The sequence below is a fragment of the Nonlabens sp. genome (genome assembly GCF_047636915.1).
Lineage (GTDB): Bacteria > Bacteroidota > Bacteroidia > Flavobacteriales > Flavobacteriaceae > Nonlabens.
Genome location: NZ_JBLIGN010000028.1, coordinates 12,054 through 32,153 on the forward strand (window position 1 = coordinate 12,054; position 20,100 = coordinate 32,153).

Consider the following 20,100-nt stretch of genomic DNA (forward strand, 5'->3'; position numbering starts at 1 on the left):
TTTTAGTTTAATTTAATATCCATTTCTAAGGTAGGTAGAGGGCATTATCCTGACTTTTATTTTCATTTAAAAAGAGAAACTATGTTGAATTTGATCTCTGGTGAAAGCAAGTTCAGAAATAAATAAAAAAAAAGCGAGCTATGGAAAAATAACTCGCTTTTATAATTTTGGAAAAAATGTGCTATCGCTTTAAAGCAAAATGTCCTTTAAAGTTACGTCCATCAGCAAGCTCTACTAAATACCAGTAATCGCTTGAAGGCATAGGATTACCGTTGTATGTTCCATCCCATCCTTGTCCTGTGGGGCTTATTTGCTTCATTAATTTACCGTGGCGATCAAATATGTAGATAGTAGCATTTGGAATCGTTTCTACAGCAAGAACTTGCCAAGTATCGTGGTATCCATCTTGATTAGGAGTAAAATAGGCTGGACCACCCATGATTACCGCATCCATAGACACTGTTCCACAACCATTTTTATCTTTTATATAAACGGTATAAAAGCCTGGATATAAATTATTAAACCGCGGGCTGTTTTGATATACAAAGTCATCTAATGAGAATTCATAATCCCCACTTCCAGTTACAATGGCAGTCAGAGTGTTTGTATTTACTTCAAACTGCCCTACGTCTACCCTTACAATCCTAGCAACATCAGACTCTACGACAGTTACTGTGGCATTACTATCACAACCATCACTGTTCGTAACAGTTACCGTATAGTCGCCGCCAGCCGATACGTCTATGGTTTGCGTTACTTCTCCAGTAGACCATAAATAACTGGAGAATCCTGGACCTGCGTCTATGGTTTCTGCAACGCCAGCGCAGATTGTGAAGGGCCCTTGATTTGCAATAGTAGGCCTTGCAAATACTTCTATATTAAAAGTAGACACCCTATAACAGTCCGTGTTAGCAGCATTCTCTATTCTTGCATAGATGATCTGTGCTCTAGTAGTATTGGTATACGGAAAATTAAGGGCATTATCACCTGTGTCTGCATCATCCATACTGGTATGATAGGTCACCGTGAAGTCTGTGGTGCTCTGTCCATTATAAATAGAAGCATCTTGTGTGCTAAAGTCAAATTCTTCAAAACCGTCATTGCTTGTATCGTCACATCCCAAGACGTCATTTGCTATTCCAGCGGTAGGTTGTTCACTTACGGTTAACGTAAAACTAGTATAGTCAGCACATTCTGGGTTTGCAATGGTCTCTATTCTTACAAAAATAGTTTCTGGAGTAGTTGCACTGCTTGTGTACATGCTGGCAATACCTCCCACATTCATATCGGCATCGTTTTGTGAGGTATGGAACGTGATATTGAAATCACTTGCAGTCTGTCCGTTTAAAACTTGACTATATGCCGTACTTAAATCAAATACTTCAGAACCGTCGTTTCCAACGTCATCGCACCTAATCAGATCTATTACAGGATTTGCAGTAGGTGTAGGACTGATTACAAATCGGAATGTAGTGGTGCCATAACATTCTGGATTAGTAGAGTTTTCAATTCTAGCAAATAAATTAGGGGTCGAACTTGTTACTGAATAAGGACTTGATAAGGCAAGTGTTCTATCCGTGCCGTCAGCTTCTGCTTGTGTGGCGTAATAGGTAACACTGAAGTTAGGGTCAAGGGATGCATTAATAACGTCATCATATTGGCTTAAGTCAACATCTTTAGTTCCATCATTGGAAGGGTCGTCACAAACAATAATATCTGCTGGAATTCCCGGTATGGGAAGGGGATCTACAAATAAATCAAACATCTCTGTATCAGAACAACCTGTGTATGTATTGGTCTGTATTCTTACAAATAAGGTGGTGGGACCACTATTAAAAACAGTCGTTACTGCTGTGGCTCCACCTGCACTTCCTAGATCAGCATCTGACTGAGAGAGAAAGTATTCGATGGTGAAATTTGCTGGATTTTGAGTTCCTAAAACTTCAACATTCTTAGTACTTAAATCAAAGTCTGCTGTACCATCATTGCTCATGTCATCACAAAGACGAAAGTCTGTTACTGCATTTGCAATAGCTTGTTCACTAAGTATAATCGAGATAGGAGTAGTGTTGTAGCAAGAATTATTAGAAACGTTATCTATCCTTGCAAAAATGTTTGTTGTACCTAAATTAATAGTGAATGGATTTACTAGACTTGGATTGTCAGCATCAGCGTCTGCTTGATTTGCATGGTAGGATATTTCATAAGGCAGTGCGGTCTGACTGCCTAATAGGTTAGCACTAAAAAGCGCATTTAAATCAATATCTTCTGTACCGTCGTTTAGGTTATCACAAAGATTTAAAGGACCTAACTGTGGGATTGCTGTAGGTAAATCATCTACTATGATATCAAAGGTATTGGTGTCAAAACAATCCGTATTTGCCACGTTTTCAATACGAACATATATAATTTGTCCACTGCTGCTGTATAAATTACTCACTGGAGTAGCTCCACCTACAGAACCTTGATCTGCTTCGGCTTGAGAAGTGAAATACTCGATATTAAAGTTAGCAGGTACCTGAGCGAGTAAAACTTGAGTAGTTCTACTTCCTAAGTCAAAAACTTCAGAGTTATCGTTAGAAATATCATCACACAGTCGATAAGTAGCTACTGGATTTGCTACTGGCACTACATTCAACTCAATTGTAAAAGTTGTGGTATCAAAACAAAGCTCGTTATTTATGTTATCAATACGTACAAAGAATAAAGTAGTCGCAGTTAAATCATAAGGAGTTAGTTGATCATTTGTACCGGAATCTGCCTCTGCTTGACTCAAGTGGTAACTCACAATAAAAGGTGGGGAAGCCTGGCTGCCTAAAACTTGTACATCAAAATCTGTTAATAGAATTATCTCAGTGCCATCATTACCTGTATCACAAACAGCAGTGTCAAGTACGGTATTTGCCGTAGGAGTGTCCCATACAAATAAATCCACTTCTGTGGAAGAGGTACAGCCGATAGGACCATTATCGGCAAGTCTTATAAAAATACGCTGTGTATTTACAACAACATTATCGTAAGAAGATGGATTCATGACCGGATTCATTCCAGTTGCTGCGTCTGCTGCACTGGTATGATAGGTGATGGTGAATGACGCTGCGGGTAATCCGCTTAATACTTCTGATTCTGTGGTGGTTAAATCAAAATTAGAGAAGCCATTATTATCATCGTCACAATTAATTAAATCATTTGGTCTATTTGCGCCATTGACATTGGCGACGGTTACATCAAATGATACGGTATCGTAACAAACCCTGGAAATGTCATTTTCATTATTTGAAATTCTTGCGTAAACCGCGGTTGTACCTGTTGTGAAGTCATAAGGCATGTCAATAGCTGACACGTTATTATTTGCAGCATTTTGTGAAAGGTGATAGGATACTAGATAGTCTGGGTTGGTTTGCATACCTAATACCTGCGGTCTTTCTATAAAATCGAGGTCTCTGGTTTCAAAACCGTTTCCATCACTATCACATAGAAATACATCAGTTACTGCATTTGCAATAGGATTTGCGTAAATGGTAATTTCAGATGTACCTTCAAATCTAAAACCACCATTACTCACTATTAAGGTAACGGTATAGATACCGGGTGCTGGAAATGTATGTACAGGATTAAATATAGTAGAACCGGCACTACCATCATCAAAATCCCATGAAATTGTAGAAGTATTACATAAATCACTAGTAGAGGCTTCAAATTGCACGGTAGTCCCATCACAAAAATTTACCTGGTCAATCGAACCACTACCAGCAGTCCCAGCAGGAAAAGAATTAAAAGACGGTTCAAAAAACGAGGTTATAAAAGGAGGCAATCCTTCTTGAGAAAAATCATTTAAAGCCAGACCATCATCTACATAATCAGCGGCTAACCCAACTGAATTTGGTGATCTGATAACGCCTAACCACCTTTGACATACCCTAGCGTGATAAATTTTGCCATCAATTCCTAATTGTAAAGCACCCCTGCCACTGTTGGCACCAGTGGCAGGTAGCACAAATGGAGATGAATTCCAGTTAGGGGCGCCTCCTATTTGGTATTGTAAAACTTCTCTATTATTATTAATTCCACAAGCATTGGCAGAATTTGTTGAATTGGCATTTATATAAAGCAATTGAGAATTAGGAGAAAATTCTGCTCCATAAAATCTATTATTAGCACGGGTGGTGGTTAAAGAGATTGGATTGTTTATCACACCTGTGGCTTTGTTAAAATCCATTAACCAACCTCCTGTTGTTGATGACACGTAGGTGGTTGCTATTTTTGATGCATCAGGGGATAGCCTCAGATAACCTATATTGCTATTCCCAGCTGTATCGGTCACAGGTAGATTGGATACGACAGCTCTGCTAGGCAATATAATTCCTCCAGCAGCTGGAAAGGAGGTATATACTCCATCTTCACCAGTTACTATCCAGTAAAAAGTTCCATCGTCATTTAAAGCTGCGGTAAGCTTTTCAGAATAGTTTGGTATTAAAACAACATCTCTTCTTGTTACATCGACGTCACCTAAACCACCATTAAGGTTCATATCTATAATACTATATCTTAATCCGTTAGCTCTGCTGCCTGCAGAAGCTACAGTTATTAAAAAATATCTGTCAGGTCTCAGAAGATCAGGAATAATAATTGCGGACTGCGCGCTTGACGAGTCTCCAGATAATCCAGTACCGTTAGGCATTGGGTTTCCATTTCTATCCCATACGGTAGTACCATCAGAATACATTTGTAGGACTCCACAAGGGTCAGAAATAGAGCTACACCCTTCAATGGTTATTAAATTTCCTGGTGGTGCAGCTACTGGAGCACCAGAAGTAAAATCTACACTTGCCTCTTCCCCAAAAAACCACCAAGCAGCCTCTAGTTGTGCAAAGGTTAGAATGGGAATAAATAGAAAACAAAGTAAGAATAGTTTTTTCATAGTTGTTTGAATATAAAAACGAAAAATAGACAATTTAAATGACTTCTATGAACTGATCATAAAATCGTTTATTAGATGAGATGGATATACCTTTTTTGAAATAATCTTTCTTAAGCAAAGTAACATTTTGAAAAGCTGCAGTAGCAATTTTTAAAACTTTAATGCAGCGAAAAAGAAATAGAAAGACTACAATAAAATTAAGTTTTTTGAATTTAGTAGCTGCAGTAATTGTCTTTGTTTAAAATTAGCCCTGAATAATAAAAATAGCAGGCCTTTTGTGTAGATCGGGAATTTGTTTTTTCCAAAGGTCAACGGTGAGTGTTTTTATGAATTCTGTGGGTAAACTGATATCGCAGGCAACACATATTTTGGTCGTATTAGACAAGCTTAGAAGTAATTCTTCTAACATCTTATTATTGCGGTAGGGCGTTTCTATAAATGATTGTGATTGTTGCTGTTTTATAGAAAGACTTTCTAAATCTTTTATTTTTTTACGCCTATCCTGTTTATCAATAGGTAAATACCCGTTAAACGCAAAATTTTGCCCGTTTAAACCGCTAGACATCATTGCCATAAGTATAGAACTAGGTCCCACCAGTGGTTGTACTCGTATTCCTTTTTCATGTGCAATGGCAATGACATCTGCTCCAGGATCTGCAATACCTGGAACTCCTGCCTCACTCATAAGTCCCATGTTTTTACCTTCTAGGCAGGCTTGTAAAAAAGCAGGTAATTCACTGGTTTCCGTAAATTTATTAATGGTAGAGAAATGCAGGGAAGGCTGAGCCTTTGCTGGGCAAATGCTTTTTATAAACTTACGGGCTGTTTTTTCATTCTCCACAATATAATGATCCACCATTTCTACTACTTTCTTAACCGATAATGGCAGTACCTCCAGCGGGCTTATTTCGCCTAAAGTTACTGGTATAAGAAACAATCTTCCTTTTTCATTCATAATTTAAATTCTTGTTCAGAATTAGGTTGTAGTGCAGCCTCCTTCTTTATTTTTAAAAAATATAGTTGCCGTTGCATCTTCTTAAGCCGGGTATGTTTAAATACCGTAGCTATAAATCTATAATTTGGTAAACCCTTTTATGCCTTAAATAACTACTTACTATATGTGTCACTTGTTTGCTTCCGTCCAAAGGAGTTACTAACCCTTTAAGCATGGTAATGTCTGTCATTTGGATTCTGAGATTGACAAATGCGTAGCCCGTTATTTTCCCATTTTCTAAAAGAATAACACTGCGCTCGGTTATCTCACGACCGCGATCTACAATAATCTTATTTTTCCCGGTTAAACTATAATCATCTTTTATTTTTTGGATCAAGGAGTCTATAGAGATTTCATCACCTTCCTCATTTATAGTAGATTGTTGTTTTTCTAAAAAGTTAGTTCCAGATTTTGAAGAAGAAAAAGTGAGTAGGTAATTAGGATTCTTTTTTGCTGACTTTACTTGTAAGCTAGTCCTATTTTGATTATCTACTTCAAGGTATAGTCCATGAGAAAAATTAGTACTCTTCATCTTACCGTTTAAATAGGGCAGGTGTTTTTTAACTTCTACATATTCTTTTAATAGCGATATGAGTTCACTTCCAGTTTTTTCAAAAGTGACGTCTGCTACTTGACTTTGTATTTCTTTTGATTTTTTATTAGAATCAGTAAAAAGTTGGGTAACTCTTTTCTTTAAATTTTTGCTTTTACTTATATATATAATTTCTCTTGCCGAATTATAAACGTAAAAAACCCCAGTGGAGGTTGGAATATTCTCTAAAATCAATTTGAGATTAGGCTCTATTTCTAAAGGTTTAAAATATTTTAGACTTTGCGAAATTATATTTTTATCGATGTCTTTTTGAAGCAATAGTTTGAATAACTTTACAGTAGCAAGAGCGTCTCCAGTGGCTCTATGCCTATCAGTTATTGGGATGCCCAGTGCTTTTGTAAGTTTTCCTAAATTAAAGCTTTTTTGTTCTGGCAGTAGGCTTTGAGCTAATTCAACAGTACAAAGCGTAGGTCTCTCATACTTAAAACCTAATCGGTCAAATTCAAGGCGCAACATGCGATGATCAAAATCTGCATTATGAGCCACGAGTGTTACGTCTGTGGTGATTTCAATAATTCTTTTTGCCACTTCAAAGAATTTTGGAGCACGTTTTAACATGGCATTATTGATTCCAGTTAATTTCACCACAAAGGGCTGGATTTCTTTCTCTGGATTAACCAAGCTGGCAAATTGGTCTATTATTTCGTGACCATCAAATTTATAGATAGCAACTTCAGTAATACCCTCTTCGTTAAACTTTCCGCCAGTGGTTTCTACATCTACTATTGCGTACAAATCTTAATTTTTAATAGACAATTATGTCTGTAATTATAGGGCGTAAGCTAACAAAAAAAGCCGTGTTATAAACACGGCTTTAGGTAACTTATACAACTATTTATCAAATCTTGGCTCCATAAATAATATGATAAAGATCTTCGTATCGTGCTTTAATATTTCTCCGTTTTAATTTAAGAGTAGGCGTGAGGTGCTCTGCTTGTATGGTCCACTCTTCTGGAGTGAGCTTAAAAGCCTTAACACGTTCCCATTTTCCAAACTTCTCATTGTGTTCCTCTACTTCCTTTTGGAATCTAGCGATGACACGCTCATTATTACAAAGGTCTTTCCAGTCATTAAAAGTAATTCCTTTATGTTTTGCCCAGTCCGTAAGGAATTCAAAATTAGGCTGTATAAAAGCAGCAGGCATTTTTTCTCCCTCACCAACAACCATTATTTGCTCAATAAAGCGACTTTGTTTCATCATGTTTTCAATGAGCTGCGGTGCCACGTATTTACCACCAGATGTTTTGAACATCTCTTTTTTACGATCTGTAATTTTTAGGAAACCTTCGGCATCAATTTCTCCTATATCTCCCGTATGGAAATACCCGTTTTCATCGATAGCTACTTTGGTTTTTTCTTCGTCCTTAAAATAGCCCATCATACGCTGGGGACCGTTGATCATAATTTCCCCATCTTCAGCAATCTTTACATCCGTATCTACGAGCATTTTACCTACTGTACCTATCTTAAAACCTCCATCACGCATATCATTAACAGAGATTACAGGGCTGGTTTCCGTAAGACCATAACCTTCCATAACAGGAATTCCCGCTGCGTTAAATACTCTCGCCAGTCTAGGTTGAAGTGCTGCACTACCGCTTGCTATAGCTAGTAAATTACCTCCTAATGCTTCTTGCCACTTACAAAAAATTATCTTCCTAGCAAGACCCAATTTCTTTTCATACCACCAGCCTTTTGCACCATAAGGTTCCCATTCTAGGCCTAATTCAACGGCCCAAAAGAAAAGCTTTTTCTTTATTCCAGTAAGATCAGCTCCTTTGGAGATGATTTTATCATATACCTTTTCTAGTAATCTAGGTACGGCACTCATTACCTCCGGAGAAATCTCTTTGAGATTATCTGAAATGGTTTCTAAGGACTCTGCAAAGTAGATTCCAGTTCCTGTATACGTATACATATATTGAAGCATGCGCTCGTATATGTGACAAACGGGTAAAAAGCTTAAAGCTTTTGATTTCCCCAATTCTATGGGTAATCTGCCAGCACTTATCATGGCATTACTAGATATGTTTTTGTGAGACAACATCACACCTTTGGGACGACCTGTAGTTCCTGAGGTGTATATTAGAGTAGCAAGGTCTTCCACGTCAATAGAAGCCATAATACTTTCTAAGGCTTTTTGATTGCTATCATCTTTTCCTAATTCCTTAATGTCGTTCCAACTTTTACAATCTGCAATGTCTTCAAAGGAATACACTTCGATCAAAGAAGGAACTTGGTCCTTTATGTGTATAACCTTATCATATACTTCTTTGTCGGATACAAAAACATACTTTGATTCACTATGGTTCAAAACATAAGCGTAATCTTCTTCCGAAATAGTCGGGTAAATAGGCACATCCTGAGCTCCAGTTTGCATGATTCCTATATCCATTATATTCCATTCTGTTCTATTTGTAGTAGAAATGATGGCTATTTTATCATTCTTTTGAACGCCTAATTTTAATAGGCCTCTGGAAATGGCATTTGCCTGCTCTACAAAGGACCGCGTAGAGGTTTTTACCCACTCACCATTAACTTTTGAAACTAGGGCATCTTCACGTGGAAATGATTCTAATTGATAATGCGGGAAATCGAATAGTCTTTTATATTGCATGTTTATTTATTTCGTAATGCAAAGTAGTGAAAGATTGTGAATTTTCAAACGGCATTGTTACGGTAATTATAATTTTTAGGGCATCCGTTTTGTGAAAATGTAATTTTTAACAGTTTGCCTCATTACAAAAGCTAATTCTTAACCAGAAAAGAGCTTTTTGTACTTTCTTTCTTTTTTGACTAATTAAAAAGAGCGGTTCTTTTTTATAAATTTAACTTATACTTCTACAGAGCCGGTCTGATTTCTAAAGACCAATTCATTTTCAAAAGCATCTACCAGAACAATACTATCAGCAGCTATTTTACCCGATAAAATTTGTTTGGAGAGTTCATTGAGTACCTCTTTTTGAATTACTCGTTTTACGGGTCTTGCCCCGTATTGTGGGTCATAACCTTTCTTTGCCAGCAATTCAATCGCTTGATCTGTAGCATCGATCACAATTCCTTGTTGAGTGAGAAGTTTAGTAATTCCTTTGAATTGTAAACCTACTATCTCCTTAATCTCTTGCATACTAAGTGGAGTAAACATGACGATGTCATCAATACGATTGATAAATTCTGGTCGCACACGTTGTTTTAATACCGCAAGAACATCTTTCTTAGTTTCATCAGTAAAGCTGGCTATACTACCGTCAAAAGCATCAAAATTCTGCTGTATGATCTCAGACCCCAAATTAGAAGTCATGATGATAATCGTATTTTTAAAGTCTGCTACTCGGCCTTTATTATCGGTAAGCCTTCCTTCATCCAGCACTTGTAACAAGATGTTGAACGTGTCCGGATGAGCCTTTTCTATTTCATCAAGTAATAGAACACTATAGGGTCTTCTTCTGACAGCTTCAGTAAGCTGGCCACCTTCATCATAGCCTATATACCCTGGAGGAGCACCCACTAATCTGCTCACGCTGTGGCGCTCTTGATACTCACTCATATCTATTCGAGTCATAGAATTCTCATCGTTAAAAAGAAACTCTGCTAGTGCTTTTGCAAGTTCGGTTTTACCTACTCCTGTGGTTCCTAAGAACAAAAAAGAGCCTACTGGCTTTTTCTGATCTTGCAACCCAGCGCGACTTCTTCTTACTGCGTCACTTACTGCTTGTATCGCTTCTCGCTGTCCCACAACACGATGGTGAAGCTCATCTTCTAGTTTCAATAATTTCTCGCGATCACTTTGAAGCATTTTAGTGACAGGAATTCCGGTCCATTTTGCCACTACTTCAGCAATGTCTTCATACGTGACTTCTTCTTGAATCAGACGGTTAGAATCGTCATCTGCTTCCATATCAGCTTGCAACTTATCCAACTCTACTTGCGCTTCTTTGATTTTGCCATAACGCAGCTCTGCCACTTTACCATAATTACCATCCCGTTCTGCCCGTTCTGCTTCTAGTTTATAATTCTCTATGTTGGTTTTTGCGTTTTGAATAGCGTCTACCACGCTCTTTTCATTTTCCCATTGTGCGTTAAGCTCGTTGCGAGATTCTTTAAGGTTGGCAAGTTCAGACCTTAAGGTCTTTAACTTAGACTCGTCATTCTCTCTTTTAATAGCTTCGATTTCAATTTCCAGTTGCATGATCTTGCGATCTAATACGTCGAGCTCTTCTGGTTTGGAATTGATTTCCATACGCAATTTTGCAGCAGCTTCGTCCATTAAATCAATGGCTTTATCCGGTAGAAACCTATTGGTAATGTATCGTTGAGATAGTTCTACCGCGCCTATAATAGCTTCATCTTTGATTTGTACTTTATGATGGGTTTCATACTTATCCTTGATTCCTCGTAAAATAGAAATGGCACTTTCTGTATCAGGCTCATCTACAAGTACCTTTTGAAACCTTCTTTCTAGAGCTTTATCTTTTTCAAAGTACTTCTGGTATTCGTCCAGAGTGGTAGCACCTATAGCTCTTAACTCACCACGAGCAAGTGCTGGTTTTAATATGTTTGCAGCATCCATGGCACCTTGACCACCGCCAGCGCCTACTAGTGTGTGTATTTCATCAATAAATAAAACGACATCCCCAGAACTGCTGGTTACTTCCTTAATGACTGCTTTTAATCGTTCTTCAAATTCTCCTTTATATTTGGCACCTGCGATAAGGGCACCCATATCTAAAGAGAAAATTTGTTTGTCCTTCAAGTTATCTGGCACATCACCGCTTACTATTCGGTGGGCAAGGCCTTCGGCAATAGCAGTTTTTCCTACTCCAGGTTCTCCTATTAGAATCGGGTTGTTTTTAGTACGTCTAGATAGAATTTGTAATATGCGACGTATTTCTTCATCGCGTCCAATGACTGGATCTAGTTTCCCTTGATCTGCTTGTTGATTTAGGTTTTTTGCATATTTGTTAAGACTGTTATAAGTCTCTTCTGCATTTTGAGAAGATACGTTAGTTCCATTTCTCAATTCTTCAATTGCCGCCTCTAGACTTTTCTTTGAAATGCCCTGATCTTTTAAGATCTGAGCTGTTTTTGATGTGCCAATAAATAAGGTTAATAATAAATGTTCAATACTCACATATTCATCATTCATCTTTGTCGCTAGTGTGGTAGCGGCATTGATAACCCTATTAGTTTCTCGAGAGAGTTGCAATTCTCCACCTTCTACTTTAGGAAATGACTCTATTTGGCTTTTAATAAGCTGTAAAACAAGATCTAGTTTTACATTTAGTTTTTTAAATAAGAAAGGCAGTACATTTTCATCTACCATCGCGATAGCTAAAAATAAATGTGCGTTTTCTATTTGTTGCTGGCCGTATTCTTGCACAACCTCCTGCGCTTTTTGCAACGCTTCTTGCGATTTTATAGTTAATTGGTTGGAATTCATATCTGTCATTTTAAAAGAGGTTTTCAATTGTCATACCCTTTGTAAATGTGGACAATCAGACAGAATATATTCGTTGTTTCACAGACATATTGACGCGTTTATAAAAGCCTTATGACTTTTGTCTAGAGAAAATGTTTAAATTTGTATATTAGTACTAAGATTAATATAAGGAACGTTTTTTCCGCTTTCGCGAAAGCGTAACATTTAAATTAAGTTATGGGATTTATGGACAAGCTGTTTAAAACACAGCGAGATATTGTAAAAAAAGAGTGGACAGGAATTCAATGGGAACCGTTAGAATCTGTGGATCAATTAGATAATATTATTAATAATTCTACCTTCAAACCTAAGGTTATATTTAAGCACAGCACTAGATGTGGTATTTCTAGAATGGTACTCAATCAATTTGAAAAAGGCTATGAGAAAAATGAAGACGATGTAACCTATTACTTTCTTGATCTTTTAAACTTTAGAGATGTGAGCAACGCTGTTGCTGAAAAATTGAATGTGGTGCATCAATCTCCTCAACTTATTATTTTGTATAATAAAGAAATTCTTCATATTGAATCTCATCAAGGAATAGATATCAAGAAAGTTCAAGAAATAGTGACTCACAAAAAATAGATTATGAATAAAAGAAAGTATTTTTTATTTGTTTTAATTTTGGTGCTTTTTTCTTGTAAGACCAATGTTTTTACAGGTAAAAAGACTTTGAATTTTGTGCCAGACAGCACTTTGTTTCCTATGGCTTTTACCCAGTATGATCAGTTCTTAGGAGAAAACAAGGTAGTCACTGGTACAAAAGATTCCGAAATGATTACCCGGGTAGGTCAGAAAATTAAGACAGCTGCGCAACGATGGCTCAATGCCATAGGAGAAGAGCAATATCTGGAAAATTACCAATGGGACTATAAATTAGTGAATGATTCAACTGTTAATGCTTGGTGCATGCCAGGTGGGAAAATTGTTTTTTATACAGGCATCTTGCCTATCTGTCAAGGAGAAACTGGGGTTGCTATGGTGATGGGACATGAAGTAGCTCATGCACTTGCTAATCATGGAGCACAACGAATGAGTGGTTCACAGTTACAATCTATAGTAGGAACGGGCGTGGCCTTAGGCAGTCAGGCAGCTGGTGCAAAGCAAAGTACACAAGATATAATTAATCAAGCTTATGGTATCGGTTCGCAAGTAGGAGTCATGTTGCCTTTCTCTAGGGCACATGAAACGGAAGCTGATAAGTTAGGTCTTTATCTAGCCGCCATTGCTGGATACAATCCAGAGGAAGGAGCAAAGTTATGGGAGCGCATGAAAGCAAACAGTGGTGGAGAAGCACCACCTGAATTCATGAGTACGCATCCATCTAACGATAGCCGTATTAAAAAACTTAGGGAACTTGCTCCTCAAGCAAAAGCGGAGGCAGCAAAATATGGTGTAAGCTCGTTTAAATAGAAGTTTAAAAAAACATACTTTTGAGGGGTTCTTTAAGAACCCTTTTTTATGAAACAAAATCTACCTCGTGGCTCTAAAAAACTACTCAATGCCTGGGTTTTTTATGATTGGGCTAACTCCGTTTACTCTCTAGTAATTAACAGTGCTATTTTCCCTATCTTTTATGCGGCAGTTAGTAAGAAAGCTTTCGAGGATGGAAATGTGCCAGAAATTCTTCAAGGTGTCAATAATGAATCGATCATTATTGTTACCACGGCAACTGCTTTTTTAATAGTAAGTATTATTTCCCCTATACTCTCCGGTATTGCCGACTATTCTGGTCAGAAGAAACGTTTTCTTCAGTTCTTCTGTTATTTAGGCGCATTTAGCTGCATCGGGTTATCCGTCTTTAGTTTTGATTATTTATGGATCAGTTTATTGATCTATATGTTAGCGCTGATTGGTTTTTGGGGCAGCCTTGTTTTTTATAATTCTTATCTACCAGATATTGCCTTTCCAGAGCAGCAAGACGCCGTTAGTGCCAAAGGCTTTTCCATGGGGTATTTTGGTAGTGTATTGCTTCTTATTGTTTGTCTCCTTTTATTAGAAGGGGGCTTTTATCCAGAAGAGGGACTGTTCTCTGAAAATAAGTCTTTCCCTTTATATTCGTACCAGTTATCCTTTATTCTAGTAGGATTGTGGTGGATGGGATTTGCGCAGTATACTTATATACATTTGCCTTTAGGGACTAAAAAAGACAGAAGCGATGTAAAAAACATATTCACCAACGGCTTTCAAGAACTAAAAAAAATAGGGCAAAGCCTGTCGGAAAATATCCAAATGAAACGCTATTTAGGCGCTTTCTTTATTTACAGTATGGCGGTGCAAACAGTGATGTTAGTGGCTACTTACTTCGGTACAGAAGAAGTAGCATGGGAAGAAGGTGGCGCTACAATGGGTTTGATCTTAAGTATATTATTAATTCAGTTGGTAGCCATCTTAGGCGCCTGGTTAGCAAGTCTACTTTCACGAAAAATCGGTAATATAAAAACACTAATCATCATAAATATATTGTGGGCATTGATCTGTATATACGGTTACTTTGTGGTAACTCCTATACAATTTTATCTAACAGCTGCATGTGTCGGTTTTGTTATGGGATCTATTCAAGCACTATCCAGAAGTACGTATTCTAAAATGATTCCCGATGGCCATCCAGATACAGCATCTTATTTCAGCTTCTATGACGTAGCAGAAAAAATAGGGATCGTGATCGGGATGCTCCTATTTGCCATAGTAGGCGAGATCAGTGGCTCCATGCGAGAGCCTATATTGTTTTTAATCGTCTTTTTTATAGTGGGGATAATTTTACTCACTAGAGTTCCTTCTTTGAAGAAATAAAGCCCATTGCAATAACTTAAAACAATTAAAAATTAAATGACAATAGTTTTTTCTTATACCAATGTAATTATAAAAAATTAAGCTTAGAGGGGCGCATTCATAATTTTGTTTAACTTTAGATGGTATAAATAACTCTAAAACATCAATTTATGGATTCCTTAAAATCAAATAAAACCAATGTATATAATGCTAGTGATTCAAGTGCTGCGTCAAAATGCCCTTTTATGGGAGGTGCACCTTCTTCTACTGCTGGTCAAGGAACAACAAATAAAGACTGGTGGCCCAACCAATTGAGATTAAATATTCTACGTCAGAATGCAGATAAGTCTGATCCCATGGATCCAGATTTTAATTATGCCAAAGCTTTTAATAGCTTAGACTTAGAAGCATTAAGAAGCGATCTCACTCATTTAATGACAGATTCTCAAGACTGGTGGCCTGCTGATTATGGTAACTACGGCGGATTCTTTGTTAGAATGGCTTGGCACAGCGCTGGTACCTATAGAATAGGAGATGGACGCGGTGGTGCTTCTAGTGGCTCCCAGCGTTTTGCTCCATTGAACAGTTGGCCAGATAACGGCAACCTAGATAAAGCAAGACTACTGTTATGGCCCATAAAAAAGAAATACGGCAATAAAATATCTTGGGCCGATTTGATGATTCTAACGGGTAACATCGCAATGGAATCTATGGGATTGAAAAAGTTAGGTTTTGCTGGTGGTAGAGAAGATGTATGGGAACCAGAACAAGATATTTATTGGGGACAGGAAACAGAATGGGGTGCAAATGAAGAGCGCTATTCTGAAGGAGAGCTTGAAGCGCCATTAGGTGCTGTGATGATGGGATGGATTTATGTAAACCCAGAAGGTCCCAATGGAGTTCCAGATCCTTTGGGATCTGCGGCAAACGTAAGAGAAACTTTTGGCCGTATGGCAATGAATGATTATGAAACGGTAGCATTAACTGCTGGTGGACATACCTTTGGAAAAGCACATGGGGCAGCAAATCCTGATGAATATGTGGGAACGGAACCTGCTGGAGCAAAAATAGAAGAGATGAGTACCGGTTGGAAAAATTCTTTTGAATCGGGAAAAGGGGATCACACCATTACTAGTGGTATAGAAGGAGCATGGACACCGAATCCAATTCAATGGGATCACGATTACTTTAGAGTTCTCTTAGATTATGAATGGGAATTAACTAAAAGCCCAGCAGGAGCTCACCAATGGAAACCAACGGCAGCATCTAATGCTGATCAAGCGACTATGGCTGGAGATACTTCTAAGAAACAAAACTTAATGATGACTACGGCAGATATAGGCTTGAAATCTGATCCAGAATATCTAAAAATTTGCAAACACTTTAGAGAAAATCCAGCAGAGTTTGAAGATGCTTTTGCAAAAGCATGGTACAAATTAACCCATAGAGACATGGGGCCTACAGCTCGTTATTTAGGACCACTTGTTACTGAAAAACAAGAATTATGGCAAGATCCTATTACGCAGGTATCTTATGAAATAATAAATAATCAAGATATTTCTAGTCTAAAATCACAGATTCTAGCAACAGGTTTATCTATTTCAGAACTGGTTTCTGTAGCTTGGGCAAGTGCATCAACTTACAGAGGTTCTGATAAAAGAGGTGGAGCTAATGGTGGAAGGATAAGACTAGCGCCACAAAATCAATGGGAAGCAAATAATCCGGAGCAACTGCATAAAGTTTTGGACGCACTTGAGAAAATTCAAACTTCATTTCATACATCAGCGTCTGGAAATAAAGAAGTTTCTATGGCAGATTTGATCGTTCTAGCAGGAAGTGCTGCCATAGAAAAAGCTGCTAAGGATGCAGGAAATCCAATCAAAGTTCCATTTACACCAGGAAGAGGAGATGCTACACAAGAACAAACAGATGTTGATTCTTTTGGTTACTTAGAACCACGAGCAGATGGGTTTAGAAATTATATCAAAAGCGACCAAAAAGCATCTGGAGAAGACCATTTGATTGACAGAGCAAATTTATTGACGCTTTCAATTCCAGAAATGTCAGTTTTAATAGCTGGTTTAAGAGCCTTAGATACCAATTATGACGGTTCTGATTATGGTGTCTTTACCCATAGAAAAGGACAATTAACAAATGATTATTTTGTCAATATTTTGGATTTAACGACAACATGGAAAGCTAAATCTAGCTCCGAATTACTTTTTGAAGGAAGCAATCGCTCTACTGGAGAAAATAGATGGACAGGGACGCGTGTAGATCTTATTTTTGGATCTAATACAGAATTAAGAGCTATTGCCGAAGTTTATGCGTCAGATGATGCACAAGAACGATTTGTCAAAGATTTTGTAAAGGCTTGGACTAAAGTGATGAACTTAGATCGCTTTGATCTAAATTAGAAAGGCAAAATTTTATAAGTATCATCCCTAAGTCGGTATTTCGATTTAGGGATTTTTTTACTATTATATCTTTCAAAGATTAGAAAGAATACAAACAATGGTACACCGACCTAAAAATTTAGGTTTTAATTTTATTAAGTTGATATATGAGAATATAGCGAACTGTGCGGATCACCTTCACAAAATGGCTGTGGCCTTCTTTCATGACCATAATATGTTGTACAGGAAACAATAAATGCTACCTTTTAAAAGGGAATGGATATCAATACTGTTTGGGATAAAGGTATGGATAACTAAGTAAAAGCCTTGCACCCCTAAGGAAACTGAACCATCACAAATTGTTGGTACGTAAAAGGTGGAATACGAATAATAAATCCCTTTTGAAACGACTTCTCAAAAGTCTTGTATATAGAAACTTAACAGTATAAACTTAAATTACATCTTAGTAATATCTCCACTACCCATGATACTTTTCTTTACCCTACTAGTGGTTCCTTTGTACCTTAAATCGCCAGAACCAACTATAGAAGCCTGTAGCTCTCCTCCCATACAAAAGACGGATATGTCACCGCTACCATCTATAGATGCATCTACATGGTTTGCTTTCAAGTTAAAACCCGCTATTCCACCACTTCCGGCAACAGTAGCCTCTAGATGTTCTGCACGACCACTTACTTTAACTTCACCGCTCCCTGAGACACTCACATGAAGTCTCTCAGAAGCTACCGCTACATTTATGTCGCCACTTCCAGCAACAGATATATATAGCTCTCTGGATTTTAACTTTATGTTACTGGTAATATCTCCACTTCCAGCCATACTTAAACCAGATATTTTTTCAACAGGAACTGTCACTTTAATTCTTTTACGAGTATTAATGTGATAGCCATCCTCAATTACTATCTCTAAGCGATTGTCTTTAACTTCTATTTCTAGATGTTCCATGATATTTGACTCTGCCTCAACAGTGATGGTTCCTTCTTTTCCTTTTACAATGGTAATATCTATGTTGTTTTTACCAGATATTTTGTCATAACCACTTGTGCTGTAAGTTTTGGTGATTATTCGACCATTTCCTTTGATACTTTTATTTGAACTCCACCATTGTGCATGTGCATTGTTGATACTTAAAATAGCTGCGAGAAGTAAGATGATATGTTTCATAATATATTGATTTGTTTTCAGCGCATCGCATGCGCCAGTCAGTTTTCACCGCATCTCCCGCCCCAATTAAGTATCAGCGAATCGCATGCGCCTTTTTATTAATTTTTCCTAAGACTAACGCCGCCAAAACTAGATCGTATACTTATCACAGCAGTTGAACTCTGTGCACCACAATAGCCAGATTTTTGTTTGTCTGTACTATCGTTTTCAGATCGGGTTGCGATAAGATCATCAGAGAGTTTTATACTGGCAAATGCTGTATCGATGTCAAATCTAAAAGAAGCTTCTGGATGATATCCTACTTTGATACTCGTATATTCAGATTTAATAGTTGCTTCCTTAAAACCAAGGCCTAATTCTGCAATGCTAATAGATCCAAAGTCTGTATTTAAATCAACACTTTCCTTTACGAGACCTAATTTGATGGTGGAGTAATCGCCACGTCCTACGATTTTTACCGCAATTTCAGATTGTATGGTACAGAAGTCTCCGTTAAATTCTAGGTATTTCACATTTTCAAATTTTCCTTTGGTGTAATCTCCTTTGTATTCTATTTTTTCTGCGCCATGAAGTTCAAAACCACTAAAATCTGCTATTATGCTTCCAGATTTTATATAGTCGATATGTGAATTATCTGTATAATCAAACTTCAGATAATTATTATCTGCTAGTAATTGACCTATGTCTAGTCTCCCAAAGTCACATTTGATTTTTGCATGACCTTTTAATCGATCTAGAATTACAGCACCATAGTCATTACTTATATCTAAAGAAGCCGTCACGGGCATTTTGATGATATAATCTATTTTCATATTCGAAGTTTGGTTCGAACCATTATGAAATAGGGTATTCCATAACCCACTGCTATTATTAGATCCTTGTTCGGCATCGGTTCTAGCGCTGACCAGGGAAGCTGTTGCGTTAAAATCTACATCAATAGCTTTCAATTTATCAATAACACGTTGCTGATTGTTTCCACTTACCTCTACAGTTATATCTATGGAAACAGTAGATTTATCCCAAGTGGTAATCGTTACATTACCGAATTCATTGCGAATATCCACCAGGCAGTTTTTGTTTACTGAAAAGGTTTTACTTAATTTTTTAGTCTTGGTATATTTTCCATTACCAGGACCAGCGATGAGCAGCGCTGGAAGAAGAAACAGCAACAGGCTAAGTTTATATAATATGTTCATTTTCTTGTTCTTTAAAATTTTTAAGTTGTTCTATTTGTTCCAGTGCCAATTCTAATAAATCAATTCTATTTTGAAAATTCTGAATCATGGCGGCGATCACAGTTTTACTATCATTATTGATTTTAAAATCTGCTTTTATAGAGGTGTAACCCGCTTCTAGTTTATTCAAAGCCATTTTAGTATCGGCAATAATGCGCTCTGTATCTGGGGATTGTTCTTTATTTAATTTCTCTAGTTCTTGTCGAATCGTATTGGTAAAAAAATCTTCCGCTTGGGCCATTTGTGGGGACACACTAGAGAGGCCGCTATCAGCCGGTGATGGAGTAACCAAATTCAGACCAGAAAACCCTATTAAAACAGCTAATCCCACTGCGAGGGACCATTTGAACCAAGGAGTTAGAGTAATGACCTTTTTATCTTCGGTAGTCTGATTAAAATTTACCGGTACGAGAGGAACTATTTTATCTTTTAATTCCTCCATATCGCAAATCGCATCCCGTTTATCTAAAAATCGATTTCTGTGGCCACTAGGCAATGATTCTGT

At 37.4% G+C, this 20,100-nt stretch carries 12 protein-coding genes; 4 read left to right on the plus strand and 8 right to left on the minus strand.

Going from position 1 to position 20,100, the window contains the following annotated elements; all coding sequences use genetic code 11:
• Positions 1-181: 181 nt before the first annotated feature.
• From ACJAT0_RS06375 to clpB, 5 genes are all read right to left on the minus strand, one after another.
• Positions 182-4,921, minus strand: coding sequence for a T9SS type B sorting domain-containing protein (locus ACJAT0_RS06375; RefSeq protein WP_415180990.1), 4,740 nt, complete (start codon positions 4,919-4,921; stop codon positions 182-184).
• A 244-nt stretch (positions 4,922-5,165) separates the two neighbouring features.
• The gene (locus ACJAT0_RS06380) at positions 5,166-5,876 is read right to left on the minus strand and encodes an SAM-dependent methyltransferase (RefSeq protein WP_374003811.1); all 711 of its coding nucleotides are present in this window, start codon (positions 5,874-5,876) and stop codon (positions 5,166-5,168) included.
• A 109-nt stretch (positions 5,877-5,985) separates the two neighbouring features.
• Entirely contained in the window at positions 5,986-7,263 is a 1,278-nt protein-coding gene (locus ACJAT0_RS06385) for an exonuclease domain-containing protein (protein WP_374003812.1), read from the minus strand.
• Between the two features lie 103 nt (positions 7,264-7,366).
• A complete protein-coding gene (locus ACJAT0_RS06390; protein WP_415180991.1) occupies positions 7,367-9,145 on the minus strand; it encodes an AMP-dependent synthetase/ligase in 1,779 nt (592 codons plus the stop codon).
• Between the two features lie 216 nt (positions 9,146-9,361).
• The gene (gene clpB / locus ACJAT0_RS06395; protein ID WP_415180992.1) at positions 9,362-11,968 is read right to left on the minus strand and encodes an ATP-dependent chaperone ClpB; all 2,607 of its coding nucleotides are present in this window, start codon (positions 11,966-11,968) and stop codon (positions 9,362-9,364) included.
• A gap of 225 nt (positions 11,969-12,193) precedes the next feature.
• Here clpB and ytxJ point away from each other — a divergent pair, with 225 nt between their 5' ends.
• The 4 genes from ytxJ to katG all read left to right on the plus strand — a co-directional run bounded on the left by ytxJ (position 12,194) and on the right by katG (position 17,196).
• Positions 12,194-12,592 (plus strand): bacillithiol system redox-active protein YtxJ, encoded by a 399-nt coding sequence (gene ytxJ, locus ACJAT0_RS06400; RefSeq protein WP_415180993.1) that lies wholly within the window; start codon positions 12,194-12,196, stop codon positions 12,590-12,592.
• A gap of 3 nt (positions 12,593-12,595) precedes the next feature.
• Positions 12,596-13,420: a M48 family metallopeptidase gene (locus tag ACJAT0_RS06405; RefSeq protein WP_415180994.1), complete on the plus strand. Its 825-nt coding sequence runs from the start codon at positions 12,596-12,598 to the stop codon at positions 13,418-13,420.
• 48 nt (positions 13,421-13,468) lie between these two features.
• Positions 13,469-14,800: an MFS transporter gene (locus ACJAT0_RS06410; RefSeq protein WP_415180995.1), complete on the plus strand. Its 1,332-nt coding sequence runs from the start codon at positions 13,469-13,471 to the stop codon at positions 14,798-14,800.
• Positions 14,801-14,949: 149 nt separating this feature from the next.
• Positions 14,950-17,196, plus strand: a complete 2,247-nt coding sequence (gene katG / locus ACJAT0_RS06415; protein ID WP_415180996.1) for a catalase/peroxidase HPI — start codon at positions 14,950-14,952, stop codon at positions 17,194-17,196.
• Between the two features lie 435 nt (positions 17,197-17,631).
• Here katG and ACJAT0_RS06420 read toward each other — a convergent pair whose 3' ends face one another.
• The 3 genes from ACJAT0_RS06420 to ACJAT0_RS06430 all read right to left on the minus strand — a co-directional run.
• On the minus strand, positions 17,632-18,360 hold the full coding sequence (locus ACJAT0_RS06420) for a head GIN domain-containing protein (protein WP_415180997.1): 729 nt from the start codon (positions 18,358-18,360) through the stop codon (positions 17,632-17,634).
• Positions 18,361-18,458: 98 nt separating this feature from the next.
• Complete coding sequence (locus ACJAT0_RS06425; protein WP_415180998.1) at positions 18,459-19,556, minus strand: hypothetical protein; 1,098 nt, start codon at positions 19,554-19,556, stop codon at positions 18,459-18,461.
• On the minus strand, positions 19,540-20,100 hold a 561-nt coding region (locus ACJAT0_RS06430), incomplete at its 5' end, for a hypothetical protein (RefSeq protein ID WP_415180999.1). The genes ACJAT0_RS06430 and ACJAT0_RS06425, both read right to left, overlap by 17 nt.

What these genes read in the sequence shown, in the direction of transcription:
- ACJAT0_RS06375 (WP_415180990.1), bottom strand. Translation starts at nt 4,921, where the DNA reads ATGAAAAAACTATTCTTACTTTGTTTTCTATTTATTCCCATTCTAACC.
- ACJAT0_RS06380 (WP_374003811.1), bottom strand. Translation starts at nt 5,876, where the DNA reads ATGAATGAAAAAGGAAGATTGTTTCTTATACCAGTAACTTTAGGCGAA.
- ACJAT0_RS06390 (WP_415180991.1), bottom strand. Translation starts at nt 9,145, where the DNA reads ATGCAATATAAAAGACTATTCGATTTCCCGCATTATCAATTAGAATCA.
- clpB (WP_415180992.1), bottom strand. Translation starts at nt 11,968, where the DNA reads ATGAATTCCAACCAATTAACTATAAAATCGCAAGAAGCGTTGCAAAAA.
- ytxJ (WP_415180993.1), top strand. Translation starts at nt 12,194, where the DNA reads ATGGACAAGCTGTTTAAAACACAGCGAGATATTGTAAAAAAAGAGTGG.
- ACJAT0_RS06405 (WP_415180994.1), top strand. Translation starts at nt 12,596, where the DNA reads ATGAATAAAAGAAAGTATTTTTTATTTGTTTTAATTTTGGTGCTTTTT.
- ACJAT0_RS06410 (WP_415180995.1), top strand. Translation starts at nt 13,469, where the DNA reads ATGAAACAAAATCTACCTCGTGGCTCTAAAAAACTACTCAATGCCTGG.
- katG (WP_415180996.1), top strand. Translation starts at nt 14,950, where the DNA reads ATGGATTCCTTAAAATCAAATAAAACCAATGTATATAATGCTAGTGAT.
- ACJAT0_RS06420 (WP_415180997.1), bottom strand. Translation starts at nt 18,360, where the DNA reads ATGAAACATATCATCTTACTTCTCGCAGCTATTTTAAGTATCAACAAT.
- ACJAT0_RS06425 (WP_415180998.1), bottom strand. Translation starts at nt 19,556, where the DNA reads ATGAACATATTATATAAACTTAGCCTGTTGCTGTTTCTTCTTCCAGCG.